The 20,512-nt window shown below is 62.1% G+C and carries 20 protein-coding genes; 13 read left to right on the forward strand and 7 right to left on the reverse strand.

Translation table 11 applies throughout. The features are described 5' to 3' along the window. Positions 1-8 precede the first annotated feature (8 nt). From FHT28_RS21810 to FHT28_RS21830, 5 genes are read left to right on the forward strand one after another with little or no spacing between them, the layout of a single operon-like run. Positions 9-977: an ABC transporter ATP-binding protein gene (locus FHT28_RS21810; RefSeq protein ID WP_168597336.1), complete on the forward strand. Its 969-nt coding sequence runs from the start codon at positions 9-11 to the stop codon at positions 975-977. Next, positions 967-1,836: an ATP-binding cassette domain-containing protein gene (locus FHT28_RS21815; protein WP_168597337.1), complete on the forward strand. Its 870-nt coding sequence runs from the start codon at positions 967-969 to the stop codon at positions 1,834-1,836. The genes FHT28_RS21810 and FHT28_RS21815 overlap by 11 nt, the downstream gene beginning before the upstream one ends. 11 nt (positions 1,837-1,847) lie before the next feature. After that, the gene (locus FHT28_RS21820; protein ID WP_168597338.1) at positions 1,848-2,774 is read left to right on the forward strand and encodes an ABC transporter permease; all 927 of its coding nucleotides are present in this window, start codon (positions 1,848-1,850) and stop codon (positions 2,772-2,774) included. Between the two features lie 25 nt (positions 2,775-2,799). After that, complete coding sequence (locus FHT28_RS21825; protein ID WP_168597339.1) at positions 2,800-3,687, forward strand: ABC transporter permease; 888 nt, start codon at positions 2,800-2,802, stop codon at positions 3,685-3,687. Between the two features lie 40 nt (positions 3,688-3,727). Beyond that, positions 3,728-4,540: a glycerophosphodiester phosphodiesterase family protein gene (locus FHT28_RS21830; RefSeq protein ID WP_168597340.1), complete on the forward strand. Its 813-nt coding sequence runs from the start codon at positions 3,728-3,730 to the stop codon at positions 4,538-4,540. Between the two features lie 41 nt (positions 4,541-4,581). Here the strand turns inward: FHT28_RS21830 and FHT28_RS21835 are convergent, their stop codons facing one another. From FHT28_RS21835 to FHT28_RS21855, 5 genes are read right to left on the reverse strand one after another with little or no spacing between them, the layout of a single operon-like run. After that, complete coding sequence (locus FHT28_RS21835; protein ID WP_168597341.1) at positions 4,582-5,307, reverse strand: ribonuclease activity regulator RraA; 726 nt, start codon at positions 5,305-5,307, stop codon at positions 4,582-4,584. Positions 5,308-5,325: 18 nt separating this feature from the next. Next, complete coding sequence (araD, locus tag FHT28_RS21840) at positions 5,326-7,062, reverse strand: L-arabinonate dehydratase (RefSeq protein ID WP_168597342.1); 1,737 nt, start codon at positions 7,060-7,062, stop codon at positions 5,326-5,328. A gap of 55 nt (positions 7,063-7,117) precedes the next feature. Next, on the reverse strand, positions 7,118-7,981 hold the full coding sequence (locus tag FHT28_RS21845; RefSeq protein ID WP_037192342.1) for an ABC transporter permease: 864 nt from the start codon (positions 7,979-7,981) through the stop codon (positions 7,118-7,120). 4 nt (positions 7,982-7,985) lie between these two features. Next, complete coding sequence (locus FHT28_RS21850; protein ID WP_051963302.1) at positions 7,986-8,801, reverse strand: ABC transporter ATP-binding protein; 816 nt, start codon at positions 8,799-8,801, stop codon at positions 7,986-7,988. A 53-nt stretch (positions 8,802-8,854) separates the two neighbouring features. Next, entirely contained in the window at positions 8,855-9,859 is a 1,005-nt protein-coding gene (locus FHT28_RS21855; protein WP_037192340.1) for an ABC transporter substrate-binding protein, read from the reverse strand. Positions 9,860-9,989: 130 nt separating this feature from the next. Between FHT28_RS21855 and FHT28_RS21860 the strand changes: the two genes are divergently transcribed. The 5 genes from FHT28_RS21860 to nadC all read left to right on the forward strand — a co-directional run bounded on the left by FHT28_RS21860 (position 9,990) and on the right by nadC (position 15,137). Next, positions 9,990-10,682, forward strand: a complete 693-nt coding sequence (locus FHT28_RS21860; protein WP_047554718.1) for a GntR family transcriptional regulator — start codon at positions 9,990-9,992, stop codon at positions 10,680-10,682. 114 nt (positions 10,683-10,796) lie between these two features. Then, positions 10,797-11,699 carry a membrane protein gene (locus tag FHT28_RS21865; RefSeq protein WP_037192336.1) on the forward strand — a complete coding sequence of 301 codons (903 nt, stop codon included), beginning with the start codon at positions 10,797-10,799 and terminating at the stop codon, positions 11,697-11,699. Positions 11,700-11,768: 69 nt separating this feature from the next. Next, the gene (gene nadA, locus FHT28_RS21870) at positions 11,769-12,740 is read left to right on the forward strand and encodes a quinolinate synthase NadA (RefSeq protein ID WP_168597343.1); all 972 of its coding nucleotides are present in this window, start codon (positions 11,769-11,771) and stop codon (positions 12,738-12,740) included. Beyond that, complete coding sequence (locus tag FHT28_RS21875; RefSeq protein WP_168597344.1) at positions 12,737-14,278, forward strand: L-aspartate oxidase; 1,542 nt, start codon at positions 12,737-12,739, stop codon at positions 14,276-14,278. Before nadA ends, FHT28_RS21875 begins: the two co-directional genes overlap by 4 nt. 1 nt (position 14,279) lies before the next feature. Beyond that, on the forward strand, positions 14,280-15,137 hold the full coding sequence (nadC, locus tag FHT28_RS21880) for a carboxylating nicotinate-nucleotide diphosphorylase (RefSeq protein WP_210255825.1): 858 nt from the start codon (positions 14,280-14,282) through the stop codon (positions 15,135-15,137). A 17-nt stretch (positions 15,138-15,154) separates the two neighbouring features. Here nadC and FHT28_RS21885 read toward each other — a convergent pair whose 3' ends face one another. Then, positions 15,155-15,931, reverse strand: coding sequence for an SDR family oxidoreductase (locus tag FHT28_RS21885; protein WP_168597345.1), 777 nt, complete (start codon positions 15,929-15,931; stop codon positions 15,155-15,157). Between the two features lie 97 nt (positions 15,932-16,028). Further along, positions 16,029-16,889 carry a MurR/RpiR family transcriptional regulator gene (locus FHT28_RS21890; RefSeq protein WP_037192326.1) on the reverse strand — a complete coding sequence of 287 codons (861 nt, stop codon included), beginning with the start codon at positions 16,887-16,889 and terminating at the stop codon, positions 16,029-16,031. A 228-nt stretch (positions 16,890-17,117) separates the two neighbouring features. Here FHT28_RS21890 and murA point away from each other — a divergent pair, with 228 nt between their 5' ends. The 3 genes from murA to murQ all read left to right on the forward strand — a co-directional run bounded on the left by murA (position 17,118) and on the right by murQ (position 20,459). Then, positions 17,118-18,374: a UDP-N-acetylglucosamine 1-carboxyvinyltransferase gene (murA, locus tag FHT28_RS21895; RefSeq protein ID WP_168597346.1), complete on the forward strand. Its 1,257-nt coding sequence runs from the start codon at positions 17,118-17,120 to the stop codon at positions 18,372-18,374. Next, positions 18,371-19,261, forward strand: a complete 891-nt coding sequence (locus FHT28_RS21900) for an N-acetylglucosamine kinase (protein ID WP_168597347.1) — start codon at positions 18,371-18,373, stop codon at positions 19,259-19,261. The genes murA and FHT28_RS21900 overlap by 4 nt, the downstream gene beginning before the upstream one ends. Before the next feature lie 274 nt (positions 19,262-19,535). Then, on the forward strand, positions 19,536-20,459 hold the full coding sequence (gene murQ, locus FHT28_RS21905; RefSeq protein ID WP_037192321.1) for an N-acetylmuramic acid 6-phosphate etherase: 924 nt from the start codon (positions 19,536-19,538) through the stop codon (positions 20,457-20,459). Positions 20,460-20,512 lie beyond the last annotated feature (53 nt).

Raw genomic sequence — 20,512 nt, forward strand, 5'->3', positions numbered from 1 at the left:
TCGTCGCGATGGCAACGCCCATTCTTTCGGTCGACAATCTGAGTGTCTCGTTCAGAACGGGCGCGGGCCGGGTTCATCCGATCAACAATGTCTCCTTTGATCTTGCCGAGGGTGAAATCCTCGGCATCGTTGGGGAGAGCGGGTCGGGCAAGAGCATGACTTGTCTTGCCCTTGCCGGCCTCTTGGGTCCGACGGCGAGTGCCACCGGCTATATTTCCTTCGAAGATGCCATGTACGATGCTGCGGAGCTTAGCGGGATGGCGCGCGCAAAGCTGCCGCCCATCGGCCTGATCTTTCAGGAGCCCGTCTCCTGTCTCGATCCGGTCCGCACGATCGGCTCCCAGATCGCCGAAGCGGCTGTCAGCGCCGGCCTGTCGGCAAGCGAAGCCAGGGCCGAGGCCCTGCGGCTGCTGGCGGAGGTCGCTATTCCGCAGCCGGAGACGCGTTACAACGCCTATCCCGCGCAATTTTCCGGTGGCATGTGCCAGCGCGTGATGATTGCCATGGCGCTTGCCATGCAGCCGCGGCTGATCATTGCCGACGAGCCGACCACCGCGCTTGACGTCACCGTTCAGGCGCAGGTCGTGGCATTGCTGGTCAAGGCGGTGCGCGAGCGCGGCATCCCGATGATCTTCATCAGCCACGATCTCGATCTGGTTTCCGAGGTCTGCGACCGTATCGCGGTCATGTATGCGGGCTCGCTGGTCGAGATCAACCGGACAGACGATCTCTACGACAATCCGCGCCATCCCTATACGCGGTTGCTGCTGGAGGCGATGCCGGGCCGCGGCAAGCCGCTCGAAAAGCTCGCCGATATTCCAGGCGAGCTGAAGCTGCACGATGCCAAGCCTTTGGCCTGCGCCTTCGCGCCACGTTGTTCGCGGGTCGAGACCCATTGCGCGACGGCCGTTCCGCCGCTGATCGCCGGCAGGGCGTCGCTTGCCTGCTTCAATCCATGGAGCTCCCATGACGCTTGAGAAACCAATCCCATCGAATGGGGATGAAGCCGGCCTCGCGCTTGCCGCCCGCAATCTGCAATTTTCCTATTCGCCCGGCTTCTCCCTCTGGCCTGGGCGAGCCCAGGGATTTCACGCGATCAAGGATGTGAGCCTGGAATTGAAGCCCGGCGAGACGCTGGGTCTGGTCGGGGAGTCCGGTTGCGGCAAATCCACGCTCGCCTCGCTTCTCTGCGGCGACCGGATGCCGACATCGGGCGCCATCGAATTGTTCGGCCAATCCTTTGACGACTTAATGAAGCCGAACCGGCGCGGGCTGGCCAGGCATCTGCAGGTAATTTCGCAGGATACGCTGGGCGCGCTCGATCCGCGCCGCAGCGTCGGCCACCAGATGCAGGAGACACTGGCGATCCACCGCATTGGCCATCCGTCGAGCCGGTCCGACCGCGCTGCCGAGACCTTCAAGGCCGTCAGCCTGCCGGTCTCCGCGCTACAGAAGTTCCCGCATCAGCTTTCGGGCGGCCAGCGCCAGCGCGTGGCCATCGCGCGTGCTCTAATCGTCGAGCCGAAGATCCTGCTCTGCGACGAGCCGGTCTCGGCGCTCGATGTCTCGGTGCAGGCTCAGGTTCTCAATCTCCTGCTCGATCTGCAGCGCGCCCGTGGCCTGTCGCTGCTCTTCATCAGCCACGACGTGCGGGTGGTCCGCCATGTCTCGCATCGCGTAGCGATCATGGAGGCTGGGCAGATCGTCGAGACCGGCCCGACCGAGGAGGTCTTCGCAAACCCAGCTCATCCCTACACGGCAAAGCTTCTGTCTGCCGTTCCGCGCGGACGTCGCCACAAGATGCGGCAGGCAGCCGCCGTTCTTGAAACGCTCTGAAGGAACGGGCCATGCTTCAATCCATCCTGCGCGCGCTCTTCAGGGCCCTCGTCACGCTCTTCTTGGCGATCACCTTTACCTTCATCATCCTGCGTATCAGCGGCGATCCCCTGCATTCGCTGTTGCCCGTCGAGACGCCGCCGGAAGTGGTGGCGCTGATGCGGCAGCAATGGGGTCTCGATCAACCGCTCTACATCCAGTATTTCTCCTATCTCGGCCATCTGTTGCGCGGGGATTTCGGCACGTCGCTGCTGAACGGGCAGGATGCCTTGACGCTGGTCCTTTCGAAGGTGCCGGCGACGCTGGAGTTGATGGGCGCGGCGCTGATATTGGCGTTTGGCGCCGGCGTGCCGCTTGGCATTCTGGCCGCGCGCAATCGCGGGGGTCTGATCGACCGTTTCGTGATGATGCTGGCGGTGCTGATGCATTCCCTGCCGAATTTTCTGATCGCAATCCTGCTTATTCAGTTGTTCGCCGTGTCGCTGCGGCTGCTGCCAAGCGGCGGCGGATCGACGGCGGCGCATCTGGTCATGCCTGTTCTGGTGATCGGTCTTTACAATGCCGGTATCATCGCTCGTTTCGTTCGTTCGAGCGTGCTGGAAGTGCTAGGCCAGCGCTTTATCCTGGCCGCCCGCGCCAAGCGGATCGGCGAGAGCGCGGTACTCTGGCAGCATGTCATGCCGAATGCGGCCCTGCCGCTCCTGACCATGCTCGGCTTTCTCGTCGGCGGCATGGTCGGCGGCGCGGCTGTTGTCGAGACCGTCTATGCCTGGCCCGGCGTCGGCCGCTTTCTCGTTTCGTCGGTGGCGCAGCGCGACCTCAACATCGTGCAGACCATCGTCATCCTCATCACGGCGACGATGGTGAGCGCCAATCTCCTCATCGATTGTCTCTACATTCTCGCCGATCCGCGCCTGCGGCATCGGGCATCGGCCTGATCGGCCACTTCGAAAGGTCATCATCATGACGAACGCCGCGACCGGCGCCGATGCGCTCCCCAAGATCAAGTCGGAGAAAGCGTCGCGTAGCCCGCGTCTCGATCTCACGACGGCGGCTTGCGCGATCGTGCTTGTCACGTTCATTCTGGTTGCGATCTTTGCCAATGCGCTTGCGCCCTATGGCTTTGCGCAGATCGATCTCCATGCCCGCAAGGCGCCGCCGCTCCTGTTCGGCGGCACATTCAAGCACGTTCTCGGCACGGACGAGCTTGGCCGCGATATTCTGAGCCGGATTTTGTATGGCGTGCGGACCAGCCTGCTGATCGCGCTCGGCGCCTCAGTGATCAGCCTGGCGCTCGGAACGACGCTTGGACTGCTCGCCGCGTTTCGCCGCGGCTTTGCCGACATGCTGATCCGGGTGGCGGTGGACTTCCAGGCATCGATGCCGTTTCTGATCATCGCGCTCGCCGTTCTCGCCTTCTTCGGCGACAACCTCTGGCTTTTCATGGCGCTGCTCGGCCTCTACGGCTGGGAGCGTTACGCCCGGCTGGTTCGCACCATGGCCGGCCTGGAACTGGAGCGGGGCTATGTCGCAGCCCTGAAGCGCAATGGCGCCGGCACACCCCGCATCGCCTTCCTGCATGTCTTGCCGAATATCCTCTCGGTGGTTCTCGTCAATCTCACAGTGATCTTGCCCGAAATCCTGATGCAGGAATCGGCGCTGAGCTTCCTGGGCCTCGGTATCCAGCCGCCGCTCGTCAGCCTCGGCAGCATGGTCGGCGCAGGGCGTGATTACATCATGACCGAATGGTGGATTTCGACGCTGCCGGGCATCGTGATCTTCCTGCTGTCGCTGTCGATCAGCCTGATCGGCGACTATTTGCGCGACGCCTTCGACCCGACGCTGCACTAAGCTTTTGCTGAAAACATTCGATTATCCAAGGAGACTTCCATTGCCTTTACCTCTTCATGCCGCTCGTCACGGCCTGCTGCGCATCGCAGCCCATCGCGGCTTCAGCCGACATTTCCCGGAAAATACCATCCTTGCCTTCCAGAAAGGGGTGGACGCCGGCGCCAACGAATCCGAGATCGACCTGATGCTGACGCGCGACGACAAGATCGTCGTGATGCACGATAAGACGCTGGATCGCACCACGAGCGGCCGAGGCTTCGTCGCCGATCATGATCTCGACCATATTCTGACGCTCGATGCAGGCGCGAAATTCGATGCGCGTTTTGCCGGCACGCGCGCGCCGGCGTTCGCCGAGGTGGTCTCCTGGGCGAAGCGGACGGACACGCGCCTCGCCATCGAGATGAAGGAGCAGGAGCGGCCCGACAGGCTGGCCGACATCATGATCGGGACGCTGAGGGACATGGATGCCTTCGAGCACGTCGCCATCTCCTCCTTCGATCACCTCGATCTGCGGCGGGTGAAGGAGATCGAGCCCCACCTGCAGACGGAAGCGATCCTTCATCATCGTCCGGTCGATATCGTCGCCTCCATGCGATCAGGCGGGATAGATGGCGTGTCGCTGGAGCTCAATCGCTTTCATCGAGCCGATGCCGAGGCCCTGCAGGAGGCTGGGATCGCTGTGCGATTGAGCCTGCCGCTACCGGAAAAACTCGCCATCTTCTGGCAAGGCGGCAGGGACCTGCTTCCCATGATCCGGCATTGCGTCAAGGACGGCATTATCGACGCCCTGATCGGCGACGACGTGGATTTCCTGTGCATGCTGGCGAGAAGCGCAGCCGGAATCGAGGAGTAACGGACATTCCCGTGGCTACGTTGTTGCCATGAGGGCCGCCGTCAGCGGCCCTTTTTCTTTCGCCATTCGGCGAATTTGAGCTTCGGGGCGTCGCTGGTTGCTGGGTAGAGACCGATGATGGTGGCGCCGTTCATGACCTCCTCGGTCACGAAGTCCTCGTAAGCCGTCATCTCCACGGTCTCGTCTGCTATTTCGTCTGCCAGATGTGCGGGAATGACGATGACGCCTTCATTGTCGCCGACAAGGACGTCGCCGGGGAAAACGGCGACGTCGCCACAGCCGATCGGACCGTTGATCTCGATGGCCTGATGCAGCGTCAGGTTTGTCGGTGCGGACGGCCGGTGATGATAGGCGGGAATATCAAGGGCGGCGATTTCCGGGCTGTCGCGGAAACCGCCGTCGGTGACGACGCCGGCCACGCCGCGCATCTGCAGGCGCGAGATCAGGATCGAGCCCGCCGATGCGGCGCGCGCATCCTTGCGGCTGTCCATGACCAGAACGGCGCCGGGCGGGCACTGTTCGACGGCGGCACGCTGGGGATGTTCCGGATTACGGAAGACTTCGAGCGTGTTGAGGTCTTCGCGCGCCGGAATATAGCGCAGGGTGAAGGCCTGGCCGACCATGTTCGCCTTCTTCGGCGAGAGCGGCCGGACATCCTGGATGAACTGGTTGCGCAATCCGCGCTTGAAGAGGGCCGTGGCGATCGTCGGTGTTGCGACCCCCATCAGCTTGTTGCGCGTCTCGTTGCTCAGCACGTAGTTGCTCATACAGAATATCCTTTGCGATCAATAGATGTCGGGTTCGCCCGGCGTCGGGCCGAAGCTGGTTTCCAGGAAGTCGAAGTCGCAGCCCGTATCGGCCTGCGCCACATGGCGCGAGAACATCCAGCCATAGCCGCGGCCGAATTTCTCGGCAGGTTTGACCCAGGCGTCGCGCCGCCGTTGCAATTCGTCTTCGTCGACAAGCATGTCGATGCGCCGCGCTTCGAGATCGAGACGAACGATATCGCCGTTGCGCAGCAAGGCCAGCGGGCCGCCGACATGGGATTCCGGGGATACATGCAGGATGCAGGCGCCGTAGCTGGTGCCGCTCATACGGGCGTCGGAGAGGCGGAGCATGTCGCGATGACCCTGCTTCAAGAGCGCCTTGGGGATCGGCAGCATGCCCCATTCCGGCATGCCCGGCCCGCCCTGTGGGCCAGCACCGCGCAGCACCATGACGTGGTCTGGCGTGATGTCGAGATTTTCATCGTCCACCGCCGCTTTCATCTCCGGATAGCTGTCGAACACCAGCGCCGGCCCCTGATGCTTGTGGAAGCGCGGATCGCAGGCGGCCGGCTTGATGACGGCGCCTGTTGGAGCAAGGTTGCCCTTCAGCACCGCGAGCGAGCCTTCATGATAGACCGGATTGTCGAGCGAGCGGATGACGTCGTCATTGTAGCATTTGGCACCTTCCAGCGTTTCGCCGAGCGTAACGCCGGATACGGTGAGTGCCGACAGGTCGAGCTTGGAAGAGAGCTTCGCCATCAGCGCTCTGAGGCCGCCGGCGTAATAGAAATCCTCCATCAGATAGGTCTTGCCGGTCGGCCTGATGTTGGCGAGCACCGGCGTGGTGCGGCCCGCCGTGTCGAGATCGTCAAGCGAGAGATTGACGCCGGCCCGCCGCGCCATGGCGATCAGATGGACGACGGCATTGGTGGAACAGCCCGTCGCCATTGCCACCGCGACGGCATTGTTAACCGCGGCTTCCGTGACGATCTTGGAGGGAATGAGATCTTCCCATACCATCTCGACGATGCGACGGCCGACGGCTGAGGACATGCGGATATGGTTGGCATCCGGTGCCGGAATGGAGCTGGCGCCGGGCAATGTCAGGCCGAGCGCCTCGGCGATCGCCGTCATGGTGCTTGCCGTGCCCATGGTCATGCAGTGGCCGTAGGAGCGGGCGATACCGGCCTCGACGTCGACCCATTCCTTCTCCGAAATGGTGCCGGCGCGGCGCTCGTCCCAGAATTTCCAGGCATCCGAGCCGGAGCCCAGATATTCGCCGCGGTAATTGCCGCGCAACATCGGGCCGGCCGGTAGATAGATCATCGGCAGCCCCGCGGAGAGCGCGCCCATGACGAGGCCGGGCGTAGTCTTGTCGCAGCCGCCCATCAAGACAGTGCCGTCGACCGGATGCGAGCGCAGCAGCTCTTCAGCTTCCATCGCCAGCATGTTGCGATAGAGCATGGTCGTTGGCTTCACATAGCTTTCCGACAGCGACAGGGCGGGCAGTTCCAACGGAAAGCCGCCGGCCTGCAGGATGCCGCGTTTCACATCCTCGACGCGATGCTTGAAATGAGCGTGGCAAGGGTTGGCATCGGACCAGGTATTTAGGATGGCGATGACCGGCTTGTCGGTCCATTCTTCGGGCGCATAACCCATCTGCATGGTGCGCGAACGATGCCCCGAACTTCTGAGATCGTCCGGGGAGAACCATCTGGCGCTGCGCAGTTCCGACGGTGTTTTCCTGCTGCTCATTGTATTCCAGCCTTGTATCCGAATGTTGGTGGAAGCGATAAGTCGATGCGCCGCATCATTCCTTCATGCCCCATTTTTGCAGGGTCCGACGCTCGATCGTCTGGAAGACCAGGTTCTCGACAATAAGCCCGATGACGATCACAGTCAGCAGGCCGGCGAAGACCGAGGGTATGTCGAGAAGATTGCGGTTTTCGAAGATGAACCAGCCAAGGCCGCCCTGGCCGGAGGAGACGCCGAATACAAGTTCGGCGGCAATCAGCGTACGCCACGAAAAGGCCCACCCGATCTTTAGTCCGGTCAGGATCGAGGGGAAGGCGGCCGGGATCAATATGCGGAAGACATAGGAAAGTCCGGTCAGCCCATAATTGGCGCCGACCATACGCAGCGTGCGCGAGACGCCGAGGAAACCGGCATGAGTGTTGAGCGCGACAGCCCAAAGTACTGAATGTATGAGTACGAAGACGAGGCTTGCCGGTCCGAGACCGAACCAGATGAGGGCGAGCGGCAGCAGCGAAATTGCCGGCAGCGGGTTGAACATCGCCGTCATGGTTTCAAGAAAATCGGTGCCGATGCGGGTATTGATCGCGACGACCGTGAGGATGGCGGCAAGCACCGTTCCCGAGACGTAACCCGTCACCAGCACCTTCAAGGTGGTCCAGATGCGGGCTGGCAGGACGCCGTCGGCGAACCGATCGTAGAGCGCCGTCAGCGTGTCGCTGAGCGTCGGGAACAGGAGGGGATTGTCGAGATGCCGGGCATAGGTCTCCCAGATGATGGCAAGGGCGACGATCAGCAGTGATTTGCGAAAGAGACCGGATTGCCAGAGGAGCTCCAGCGGGCCGAGCTTCTGTTCGACGGCGGCGATATGGCCGACCGTTTCGGCCGTCTCGGGGGCAAGGATGATCTGCGGTGCGCTCATGGTCTCACTCCCTGTGTCCCTGTTCGGCAAACAGCATGTGATGGATTTCCTGCTCCAGCTTCGCGGCGGCCGCGGCGTCATTGCGGACCGATTCCACATCGCGTACTTCGGCCTTGACGCGGCCCGGATGCGGCGACAGCAGCAGGATGCGGTTGGAAATCTTGATCGCCTCGGCGATCGAATGGGTAACGAAGATGACGGTGAAGCGGGTATCTTCCCAGAGCTGCAGCAGCTCATCCTGCATCTGGCGGCGGGTCAGCGCATCGAGTGCGGCAAAGGGCTCGTCCATCAGCAGGATATCGGGCTGCATGGCCATGCCGCGGGCGATTGCGACACGCTGCTTCATGCCGCCGGAAAGCATATGCGGATAGGTGTCCACAGCGCGTGTCAGTTTCACCTTCTCGATATAGTCGCGGGCGATGGCCTCGGCTTCCCTGCGTGGCAGGCGGCGTGCCGTCGTCAGCGGAAACATGACGTTTTCGAGCACTGTCTTCCACGGCAGCAACTGGTCGAATTCCTGGAAGACCATCATGCGGTCGGCGCCGGGCTTCTTGACCGGCTGTCCCTTGATTTCGATCCGGCCCGCCGTTGGCGTCATATAGCCACCGATGGCCTTCAGCAGGGTCGATTTTCCGCAGCCCGAGGGTCCGAGGAGAACGAAGCGATCGGACTGGGCAACCGAGAAGCTGACGTTTTCCGTCGCGGTGATGAGGAGATTCGGCGTCTTGTAGCGCAGCGTCACCTTATCGACATTCAACAGCGGCTTTGCGGTTGCCGTTTCTGTTGTGGGCTTGTCGGCGGCAATTTTTGTCTGAAGCATGAGGGCTCCTCCACGAAATGGCTTGAAGGCGGCATTCGCGCTGCCCGCAGGCGTCAGTTGCCGTTGAGATCGGCTGCTTCCGGCAGGTAGTAGTCGGTCCAGGCCTTGGGCATCGTCTTCAGTGTGCCGGTCTTGTAGAGATGGGCTGCGAACTTCATGGTTCCCTGTGGGTCCATGCGGAATTCCATCATGTGCGGCTCATTGAGGATCGCCAGCAGGTCGTCGACACCAGTTTTGTCGCCGCTGACCGTCTTATAGGCTTCCACCGCCGATTTCGGGTCCTTTTTGATGAAATCGATCGCTTCCGCCGTCGCCTCGCGCACCGCCTTGATGATCGTCGGGTTGGCGCTGGCAAACTGGGTCGTGGTGAAGAAGGTGCCCTGGGTCAGCTCGCCGCCGATGATGTCGCGGGAATCGATGACCTTATGAACGCCCGGTTGCTTCAGCTCCAGATACTGGAAGGGTGGGGCGGAGAAGTGGTTCTTCACCTCATGCGTCTGGTTGGCAAGCGCTGCCATGGCATCGGGATGGCCGAGCTGTACGGTATTGGCATCGAATTTGTGCACCTGGTCGTCGCCATACATCTGCGCGGCAGCCATCTGCAACAGGATAGCCTGCGTCGAAACGCCGACCGTCGGGACGGCGATCTTGTCGCCCTGCTGAATATCCTTCAGCGACTGAACCCGCGGATCGCGCGAGACCATGATGACCGGCTGGGCCGAATTGGTGACGATGCCCTTGACCTTGCCTCTGGTGCGATCCCAAAGCAGCAGGAGGTTGCCGGTGCCGGTATTGACGATGTCGACGCTGCCGGAAAGCAGTGCATCGGTCTGCGCGCCGCCGCCGCTGAAGGTGCGCCATTCCACCGTGACGCCGGGCAGGCCATCGGCCGCCGCGTGTTTCTCGATCAGCTTCTGCGTCTCCATGACGTGGCTGGCGAGATAAAGAATGCCCGGCTGGCGCGTGATCGAAATGTCGGTCTTTTCAGCGGCGCCGGCTGAAAAAGTGCCGGCAAGCATCACGCCGACCGCGGTCAGACAGCGAAGAAATCCTCTCATCTACTCCTCCCCATTGATCCAACCCTTGAGAAATGGAGTTGGCTTGGTTGGACTAAAGCACTAATGTATCAGTGCATCAAGCCCTAAACTGTGCTTAATGGTTCGACGCTCTCGATCAGAAAGGCTGCCAGTGAAGCTCAACCCGAAAGAATTCGCCCTGGACCGCTCCCGTCAGGTCGCGCCGCAGATCCTGGAAATCCTGCGGTCGCGTATTCTTTCCATGAGCCTGCCACCGACGACGGTGCTATCGCGCATCTCGCTGCAGAGCGAATTTAACGTCAGCCAGACGCCCGTGCGCGATGCCTTGATCCGGTTGGAAGAGGAGGGACTGGTCGAGGTCTATCCGCAATATGCAACCGTCGTTTCGCGGATCGATATTCGTAATGCCACCGAAGCGCATTTCCTGCGACTGTCGATCGAGCTTGAGGCGATCCGCCGGCTGACGCTGGAAGCGCCGGATGAGACGTCAGCGGCTCTGGAGACGGTTCTGTCTCGCCAAAAACGTGTCGTGTCGCCGGAGACCTACGATCTCTTTGACACGCTCGACAAGGATTTTCATCGGGTACTTTACGAGAGGGCAGACATTCTCGGCCTGTGGGCGACAGTTCGGCGTCAGGGCGCACATATCGACCGGCTGCGGATGCTCAATCTGCCGATGCCGGGCAAACTGGAGCAGATCATCGTCGATCATCAGGCTGTCGTCGATGCCGTTCGCTTGGGCGATCCGGAGGCGGCCGTTGCAGCCTTGCGCAAGCATCTCTCCGGCACATTATCGATCATCGATCTGATCTGTGAGCAATATCCGGATTATGTGAGCCGTTAAACGCCATCGGTCATCTCAGGATTGCTTGGACATGTGGAGCGCGCAAGCGCGCGCATTGGCTTGCGCCTCGCTTCATGCGAGAAAGCATGTGATGAAACAGATCATGGAGTTTGCTTGACCATCGGGCTTGCGCATGCCGAGCTGATCGCGGTCCTGACGGCTGTCACGGGCAACGATCCCAGGGTGATGACGGTGCGGTCGGGCGAGGCTTTGCCGTCCGGTCCGTTCGAGCTTGGGCATCGCACGCTGCAAAGCGGGCTTCGTGAGTGGATCAGGGAGCAGACGGCTCATCCCGTCGGCTATCTGGAGCAGCTTTATACCTTCGCCGATCGTGACCGAAACAACGAGATCCTCGGCGGACGAACGATCTCGATCAGCTATCTCGGCCTGGTGCGCGAACAGGCAGCCCCCGGTGGCGGCCTGCCGGGATGGCATGGCTGGTACGAATATTTCCCTTGGGAAGACCATCGCAAAGGTCGGCCGGCGGTCCTCGATGACATCGCCGCCCGCGTTGCGCTCTGGGTCGATGGTGACGCTGCGAGGCGTGATCAACGCCGGCGCCGTATCGATTTCGCCTTTGGATTAAACGGGGCCGCATGGAACGAAGATCTCGTTCTGCAGCGCTACGAGCTGCTCTACGAGGCCGGTATCGTCGCCGAGGCGGGCTGTGAGCAGTCGCGAACTTTCGGACGGCCGATGTTTGCCGATCACCGTCGTATCCTCGCCACCGGCATGGCGCGGCTGCGGGCCAAGATCAAGTACCGCCCGGTCGTCTTCGAGCTCATGCCTGAGAACTTCACGCTTCTGCAATTGCAGCGAACCGTCGAGGCGCTGGCAGGCCTGACGCTGCACAAGCAGAATTTCCGACGGCTGATCGAACAGCAGGACTTGGTGGAGGAGACCGGCGGCTCCGAAAGCGAGACCGGCGGCCGCCCGGCGAAGCTCTTCCGCTTCCGTCACGCCATCCTCGAAGAACGCGAATTCGCCGGAACGAAATTACCGCTCTCCCGCAATTGACATATGCTCATATCGAGAATATCTATTTGCGCATAATATGCTCAAAGTGAGTATAACAAGGAGCCGGTCATGAATCTTCCCGTATCCGCACCCTCCCTCTATGATCGTGTCAGCCGCGTCATCCCGAAAGCCGAATGGCTGACGTTTCAGGATGATGTCGAGGCCATCCTCGAGCTGAAGCGGCGGCACAACGCCGTCATTCTCGCCCACAATTACCAGACGCCGGAGATCTTCCACGGCGTTGCCGATATTGTCGGCGACAGCTTGGCGCTGGCGCGCAAGGCCATCGAGGTCGACGCCGACATCATCGTCCTTGCCGGCGTGCACTTCATGGCGGAGACGGCCAAGCTGCTGAACCCGGAAAAGACGGTGCTGATCCCCGATATGGACGCGGGTTGTTCGCTGGCGGATTCGATCACGCCTGAGGATATCGCCTTGCTGCGACAGGCACATCCGGGCGTTCCCGTCGTCACCTATGTCAACACCTCGGCTGCCGTGAAGGCGGCATCCGATATCTGCTGCACTTCGGGCAATGCCAAACAGGTGGTGGAATCGCTCGGCGTGCCGAAAGTGCTGATGCTTCCGGACGAATATCTGGCGCGCAACGTCGCGCGCGAAACCAATGTTCAGCTCATCGCCTGGCATGGACACTGCGAGGTCCATGAACTCTTCACCGCCGACGACGTGCGCCAACTGCGTGAAAATTATCCCGGCGTCACGGTGCTTGCGCATCCCGAATGTCCGCCGGATGTTGTCATGGAAGCGGATTTTGCCGGCTCGACTGCCGTCATGTCCGACTATGTCGGCAAAAGGCGCCCCGCCCGCGTCGTGCTGCTGACGGAATGTTCGATGAGCGACAATGTCGCCGTGCGTCATCCCGATGTGGAGTTCATCCGGCCCTGCAATCTCTGCCCGCATATGAAGCGCATCACGCTCGGGAATATCCGTAAGGCGTTGGAAGAGGGGCAGCATGAAGTGACGATCGATCCGGCGATCGCGGTCGCCGCCCGCCGCGCGGTGGAAAGGATGCTGGCGATATGAGCGAGATTCTTGAAGAACTGAGCGGTCGCATCGTTATCGTCGGCAGTGGTCTTGCCGGGCTGATGACAGCGCTGACCTTGGCCCCGGAACCCACCGTGATCGTAACGCGCGCCGCGCTCGGCGGGGAAACGTCGAGCGCCTGGGCGCAGGGCGGTATCGCTGCCAGCATGGGTGACGACGACAGTGCTGCGTTGCACCTGGCCGATACGCTTGCCGCCGGCGACGGGCTTTGCGATTTGAAGGTGGCCGCGAGCATCGTCGCTGAAGCGCCCGCTGCCATCGCTGCGCTGGAGCGGGCCGGCGTTCAGTTCGATCGCAATGGCGCCGGCGTACTATCATTGGGCCTCGAGGCGGCTCATTCACGTCGCCGTATCGTGCATGCGAAAGGCGACGGCTCGGGTGCGGCCATAGTCCGTGCGCTTACAGAGGCGGTCGCCCGCGCGCAGTCGATCAGGGTGCTTGAAGGCTATGAGGCGCAACGGCTGTTGCTGGACGGCGACCATATCGCCGGTCTGCTGTGTGCAACGGAGAAGGGGACGGTCATCCTGCCATCCTCCCGCGTCGTGCTCGCGACGGGCGGCATAGGCGGCCTCTACGAGGCCACGACCAATCCTGTCGGCAATTTCGGGCAGGGGATCGCGCTTGCCGCGCGGGCCGGCGCGCTTCTGGCCGACATGGAATTCGTGCAGTTCCATCCGACGGCGCTCGACAGCCGCAGGCGACCGCTGGCGCTCGTCAGCGAGGCGGTTCGTGGCGAGGGTGCCTTGCTCGTCAATGAGAATAACGAGCGCTTCATGGCTGAGGTCGATGGCGCCGAGTTGGCCCCCCGCGATGTCGTCGCGCGCGCCATCAGCGCGGAAATCGCGCGCGGAGGCCGGGTTTTTCTCGATGCCCGTGAGGCGCTCGGCAACCGCTTCGCGGCGCGTTTCCCTGTCATCGACGCGCTTTGCGGCGAGGCCGGCGTCGATCCATCGTGTGATCTCATTCCGGTGCGTCCGGCTGTCCACTATCATATGGGTGGCGTGGCGACGGACGAGAATGGCCGCAGTTCCGTGCCCGGCCTATGGGTCGTTGGCGAGGCGGCATCCACCGGCCTGCACGGGGCCAACCGCCTTGCCAGCAATTCGCTGCTGGAAGCTGCCGTGATGGGCATGCGAGCGGCGCATGATATCGCCGGCATCGATGCAGGCCCGACAAGGCTGCTGCACGATCATGCGCGTCTCGTGGCACCCGATCCGTCGCTTGTTCGGCCTGTTGTCTCGCGCCATCTCGGCGTACTGCGCAATGCCGGCGCGATTCATGGCGCGATCGCAGCCCTCCTGCCGCTGTTCGACAGTGAGGGTCCGGCGGCCGATCCGGCCCTCGTCGCGCTGCTGATCGCCGTTTTCGCCAGCCTCAGGAGGGAATCGCGCGGTGCGCACGCCCGCACGGATTTTCCGCTGAAGCTGCAGCATATGCAGCGTCGTATGATGCGTCTGTCCGATGCCTTGGACATCGCGAGATCCGTCATTCCCTATTCCTTCGTCAGGAGCGCCTGACATGACCCTCGTTCCCCTTCCGCGCCTCATCGTCGAGCCGTTGGTGCGCAATGCCCTGCTTGAGGATCTCGGCCTTGCCGGCGATGTCACGTCCGCTGCCGTGATCCCCGCGACGCATCGGTCCCGCGTGGCAATGGTGACGCGCCAGCCGGGTGTGGTCGCCGGCCTCGATGCGTCCGAACTCGCCTTCCAGCTCGTCGATCCCGGCATCACCATGACCCGCCACATGCCTGACGGCACGAAGGTAGAGGCAGGCGAGGTGATTGCAACGATCGAGGGGCCCTCGCGCGGCCTGCTGACGGCGGAACGCACCGCCTTGAATTTCCTCGGCCATCTCTCGGGTATCGCGTCCGTGACGGGCGGCATCGTCGAGGCGATCGCGGGCACCAAGGCTTTAATCGTCTGCACCCGCAAGACGACGCCGGGCCTGAGGGCGCTGGAGAAATATGCTGTCCGCGCTGGCGGCGGCACGAACCATCGCTTCGCGCTCTATGACGCTGTGCTGATCAAGGACAATCATGTCGCCATTGCGGGCGGTGTCGTCGAGGCGATCCGTCGAGCCAAGGCGGGCGTCGGCCATATGGTCAAGATCGAAGTCGAGGTCGATACGCTGGAACAGCTTCGCGAAGCCATGGCCGAAGGTGTGGATGCCGTGCTGCTCGACAATATGGCGCCGGATCAGTTGCGCAAGGCGGTCGATATTGTCGCCGGACGAGCCATTACCGAAGCGTCGGGCCGCATCACGCCGGCAACCGCTGCAGCAATCGCGGCCTCCGGTGTCGATCTCATTTCCGTCGGATGGCTGACACATAGCGCGCCGACGCTCGATATCGGCCTGGACTGGAAGTCGGCGGCTTAACGCCGCCGATTGCAAGCTCAGACAACGACCGGCACTTGTGCGCCGTCCATGCTGATGACGACGCCGGTAACGTAACTTGCCTTGGTCGAGCTCAGGAAAGCAACGACATTGGCGATATCAGCCGGATCTGCCATGCGGCCGATCGGGATGCGCCGCAGCGCGTCGGCGAGCGCCTCCTCTTCTGTCGAGCCGGTAGCTTTCGCCGCCGCCTTCAGGCCTTCGGCGACGCGATCCGTTTCCGTCAGGCCGGGATTGAGGCCGACGACACGCACGCCCTTGCCGGCATAGGCATTGGCGAGCCCGACGCTTGCGAGCATCAGGGCGGCATTGGCCGACCCGCCGGCCAGATGGAAGGGCGAGGCGATCTTGCCGCCATTGCCGATGATATTGATGACGGCGCCCGAGCCGCGCATGCTCATGCGTTTGATGACGGGATCGATCACGTTGATATAGGAAAAATACTTCGCATCCATCGCGGCGCGCCAGATCTTAGGGGTCAGTTCGTCTGCCGGCGTGCGCGCCGCAGCCCCTGCGCTGTTGACGAGAATATCGATGGGGCCGATTTCGGCCTCGACCTTGTCGACGACCGCGAGGGCCTGCTCATCGGATATCAGGTCGGCGGCATAGCCGTGCGCTCCGGAGAGCTTCGAAAGCGCCTTGTCGATGTTGGCTTGCGCGCGCGAACATATGGCGACACGCGCGCCTTCCGACAGGAAGAGTTCGGCACAGGCATAGCCGATGCCCTTCGAGCCGCCTGTGATCAGAACGACTTTATCCTTGAGGCCAAGGTCCATGAGATTGTCTCCGGGTGCATTGCGAAAGGGCTCGCAAGCTACGTCCGGAAATCCCTGCCGTACAGAGTGGCAGCCGTCACAGCTTGTTTACCGGTCTCTACGAAAGGCGTTTGGCCTTCAGCACGGAAACGGCGGTTTCGCTGTTGTGGACATAGTCGTGGGCATCGGGCTGCTTTTGCACCAGCAGAATGAACAGCAAATCCGTCAACATCAGCTGGGCATCGCGCGCCGTGATCGACGAAGAGCGGACGCGATCCTCGTCGCCGACGGTGTGAAGGCGGATATCGGCAACGCGGGCAAGCGGGTTGTCCTGAAGTCCGGTGACGGCAATGACGGTCGCCTTGCGCTGGCTTGCGAGCTCGGCGATCCGCAGCGTCTCGATGCTGGTGCCGGAATAGGAAAGGGCGAAGAGCAGATCGTCCGGGCCGAGCGTCGACGCATTGGCCATCTGCACGTGGCTGTCGCTGTCATGCAGGACGTTGCGGCCGAGCTTCATCAGCTTGTAGGAAAAGTCGCGGGCGACCAGCGATGAGGCGCCGACGCCGGCCAGATGGATGCGCCGTGCATCGTGAAGGGCTTCGAGCGCCTTGTCGATATCGCCCTCATTGTTGACCGAGATGGTCTGCTGCATGGCTTGCAATTTACTGCCCAACAGCTTCTGCAGGATCGTGAGATAGCCGTCACCCACTTCGATCGTGCCGTGGATCATGCCGGCCGGGGCTGGCCATTCCTGGGCTTTCGCCTCGCTGACGGCAAGCTTCAGTTCCTGGTAGCCGGCATAGCCAAGCTTCTGGCTGAACTTGACGACGCTCGACTGGCTGCGGCCTGTCTCGACCGCAAGCGCCGCCGATGAGAGGCGCAACATCTGGTCGGGATTTTCGACGATGAATTGCCCGATCTGGCGATCGGCAGGCGCCATGGTCTCGAGCTGCGCACTGATTTTCTTCAAGATAGACATCTGTCCCTTCGGGCCGTCGGGGCCGATTCACGCATCATCACGAGCAGACCAAAAATAGCATTCGGATGAAGCCGGGCAACCATGCTTTGAGCGATAGAGGTTACCATAGAGAATTGGAATAAAAAATTCCAATTTCCGTTGACAGGTTGGAATGGTCGAATAATCTTCTGCAGGAAGCAGGCGGCGGAGTCTCTGGGACGTCGCACCTCTCTTCAACGGGTTCTGATCATGGATAGACTTCGCATCTCTGGCGGCAAAAGGTTGCAGGGCGCCGTGACGATTTCGGGCGCCAAGAATGCGGCCCTGCCGCAGATCGCGGCTGCCCTTTTGAGCCCGCATCCGCTGGAGCTGACCAACCTGCCTGTCGTCAGCGATGTCGAGAACATGCTTGGCGTCATTGCCCTTCATGGGGCGAAGATCACGCGTGCGGCGCACGGCACGACGATCGATCCGAGCGCCATCGTCTCGAAGGAGACCTCGTACGATACGGTCCGGCGCATGCGAGCAACCGTCCTGGTGTTGGCGCCGCTGCTTGCCCGTTTCGGTCAAGCGCGCGTCTCCCTTCCCGGTGGTTGCGCCATCGGTGCCCGACCTGTCGATATGCATATCAAGGCGCTTGCGACCCTGGGAGCCGATATCGCGATCGAAAGCGGCCTGATCGTCGCTTCGGCGGCCAATGGGCTGAAGGGTGCCCGCATCGTGCTGAGCTCGCCGTCGGTCGGCGCGACGGAGACGGCCATGATGGCCGCCTGCGCCGCCAAGGGCGAAACGGAGATTTTGAACGCCGCGCGTGAGCCGGAAGTTGCCGATCTCGCCGCCTGCCTCAGCGCCATGGGTGCGCGGATCGAAGGGGCGGGCACGCATCGCATCCTCATCGATGGCGACACCAGCTGGCGTCCCGCCAAACACTACGGCATCCCCGACCGTATCGAGGCGGGAACCTATGCCGTGGCCGCCGCCATAACCGGTGGAGAGCTCGAGCTCATCCATGCCCGGTTGGAAAATCTTGCCTCGGTCGTACAGGCGCTGGAGGCCATGGGCGTCAGTGTCTGGCCGAGCGATCGTGGCTTGGTCGTCTCCAGAGACCGCCCGCTCAAGGGCGCCGACCTCACCACCGAACCCTATCCGGGCTTCCCGACCGATCTGCAGGCGCAATTCATGGCTCTTGCCTGCTGCGCCGAGGGCGCCTCGCTGATCCGCGAGACGGTGTTTGAAAATCGCTTCATGCATGTGCCGGAGCTGATGCGGCTGGGAGCCAACATCACCCTGCAGGGCACAACGGCCCTGGTACGGGGTGGTGTGCCGCTCAAGGGGGCGCAGGTGATGGCGACGGATCTTCGCGCCTCCGTTTCGCTGGTGCTGGCGGCGCTCGTGTCGAAAGGCGAAACCATCGTCAATCGCGTCTATCATCTCGATCGCGGCTATGAGCAGCTTGATCGCAAGCTTCGCCTCTGCGGCGCCAATATCGAACGGCTGACGTCATGACCGCTGCAGCAGAAACCTCTCCTTATTTCCTCGGCGTCGATGGCGGCGGCACCGGTTGCCGCGCCCGCATCGAGGATGCCGCCGGCACGATACTGGGGCAGGGATTGTCCGGTCCCGCGACGACGCGGCTCGGTGTCGAGGAAGCCTGGGCTTCCATCGCCAGGGCCTTCGATGCCGCAATCGAGGAGGCGGGTCTGAGCGCCACGCATATCAAGCGTATCCATGCAGGCGTCGGGCTGGCCGGTATCAGCCGCAAGGGTGCGCTTGAGGCCCTCAGGGCCATAGAACATCCCTTTGCCAGCATCGACTTCGTCAGCGACGGCGAGGGAGCCTGCCTCGGCGCCCATTCCGGCCGGGATGGGGCAATCGTCATTGCCGGCACGGGGTCGATCGGGCTCGGTCTCGTCGAGGGCCGGCAATTGCGGGTCGGTGGTTATGGTTTTCCGATCTCGGACGAGGGCAGTGGCGCTTACCTCGGGCTGAATGCGGTGCAGCTCGCGCTTCGCGCCCATGATGGCCGCGAGCAGAAGACGGCGTTGCTGGCCGAGATCATGCAGCGATTCCAGAACGATCCCATGGAAGCGGTGGCCTGGATGGATCGCGCATCCGCCACCGACTATGCGACACTTGCGCCGATGGTTCTGCGTCACGCCGACCAGGGCGATGCCGTGGCGCGGCGCATCGTGCAAAGCGCGGCAGGGCATATCGACACATTGGTTCGCACCCTTTTCGAGAAGGGTGCGCCGCGCGTCTGCCTGCTTGGCGGCCTGGCGAGTCCGCTCGAGCCCTGGCTTGCGCCGGATGTGCGCCGCAGCCTCAAGCCCATCGATGGCGATGCGGTCTCGGGCGCCATCATCCTTGCCAGAAGGGCAATCCGCCAGCGTTGACGGGAAGGTTGGTGCGGCGGTTTTTCGCGCAACAAAATTGGAATATTTTATTCCTTTTGTGATTGACTGAAGGAATAAATGGACATAGTGTTAATAAAGGTAAACAGGGAATGGGCGCAGAACGAAGCCGAAAAGGCCGGCTGCATCCTGGCTGATTTCAGTCTTCCGTTTTGTTGAAAAACCGAATTTTGCCGGGGCGGGTCCGATGCTTCATTGGTCGGGCTTGTCATCTCCTGACCTATTGATGTCGAAGCGTTAGTTCGAGAACAGACCCATGACAGAGCAGAAGTTGATATCCGAACTGGAGCAGTTGGTTTCCGAAGGCCGCAATCCGAATACGATGCATATCGATCTGCTGCCGACCTTCGATATCCTGCGCGAGATCAATTATGAGGATCAGACGGTGCCGGTCGCCGTCGAAAAGGTCATTCCGGCCATCGCCGCCGCCGTCAACCAGATCGTCGCCGCCTTCCAGAAGGGTGGCCGGCTGATCTACATGGGGGCAGGGACCAGCGGCCGGCTCGGCGTGCTCGACGCCTCCGAATGCCCGCCGACCTTCAGCGTGCCGCCGGAGATGGTCATCGGCCTGATTGCCGGCGGGCCGGATGCGCTGCGGCGCTCGATCGAGGGGGCCGAGGATGATCCCGAGCAGGGACGCCAGGCGCTGCGAGACATCAATCTGACGGCAGCCGATGTCGTTGTCGGCATCGCCGTCAGCGGTCGCACGCCCTATGTCATCGGCGGCTTGAACTATGCGAAGAGCATCGGCGCCTTTACGGTCGCCCTGTCCTGCAATCCCAATTCCATTATTGCCGGCATCGCCGATCTGGCGATTTCTCCGGTTGTCGGTCCGGAAATCCTGACAGGCTCGACGCGCCTGAAGTCCGGCACAGCGCAGAAGCTCATTCTTAACATGCTGACGACGGCAAGCATGATCCGCATCGGCAAGAGCTATCAGAATCTGATGGTCGACGTCAGCGCGAGCAACAAGAAGCTGGTGGCGCGCGCCGCGCGCATCGTCATGCAGGCGACCGGCTGCTCGCAGCAGGAGGCACGCCGCGTTCTCGATCTGACAGGCAATGACGTCAAGCTTGCCATTCTCATGGAAATAACCGGGATGGGCATTGAAGAAGCCCGCGCGGCATTGCAAAACGCTGACGGATTCCTGCGCAAGGCCATCAACGCTAGGACTGCTTAAGGGAAGATCGCGGCGCGCCGCGATAGCAATCAATTGGCCAAAATCGGCCGGGG

Source organism: Rhizobium sp. SG570 (assembly GCF_012275345.1).
GTDB classification, from domain to species: domain Bacteria; phylum Pseudomonadota; class Alphaproteobacteria; order Rhizobiales; family Rhizobiaceae; genus Rhizobium; species Rhizobium lusitanum.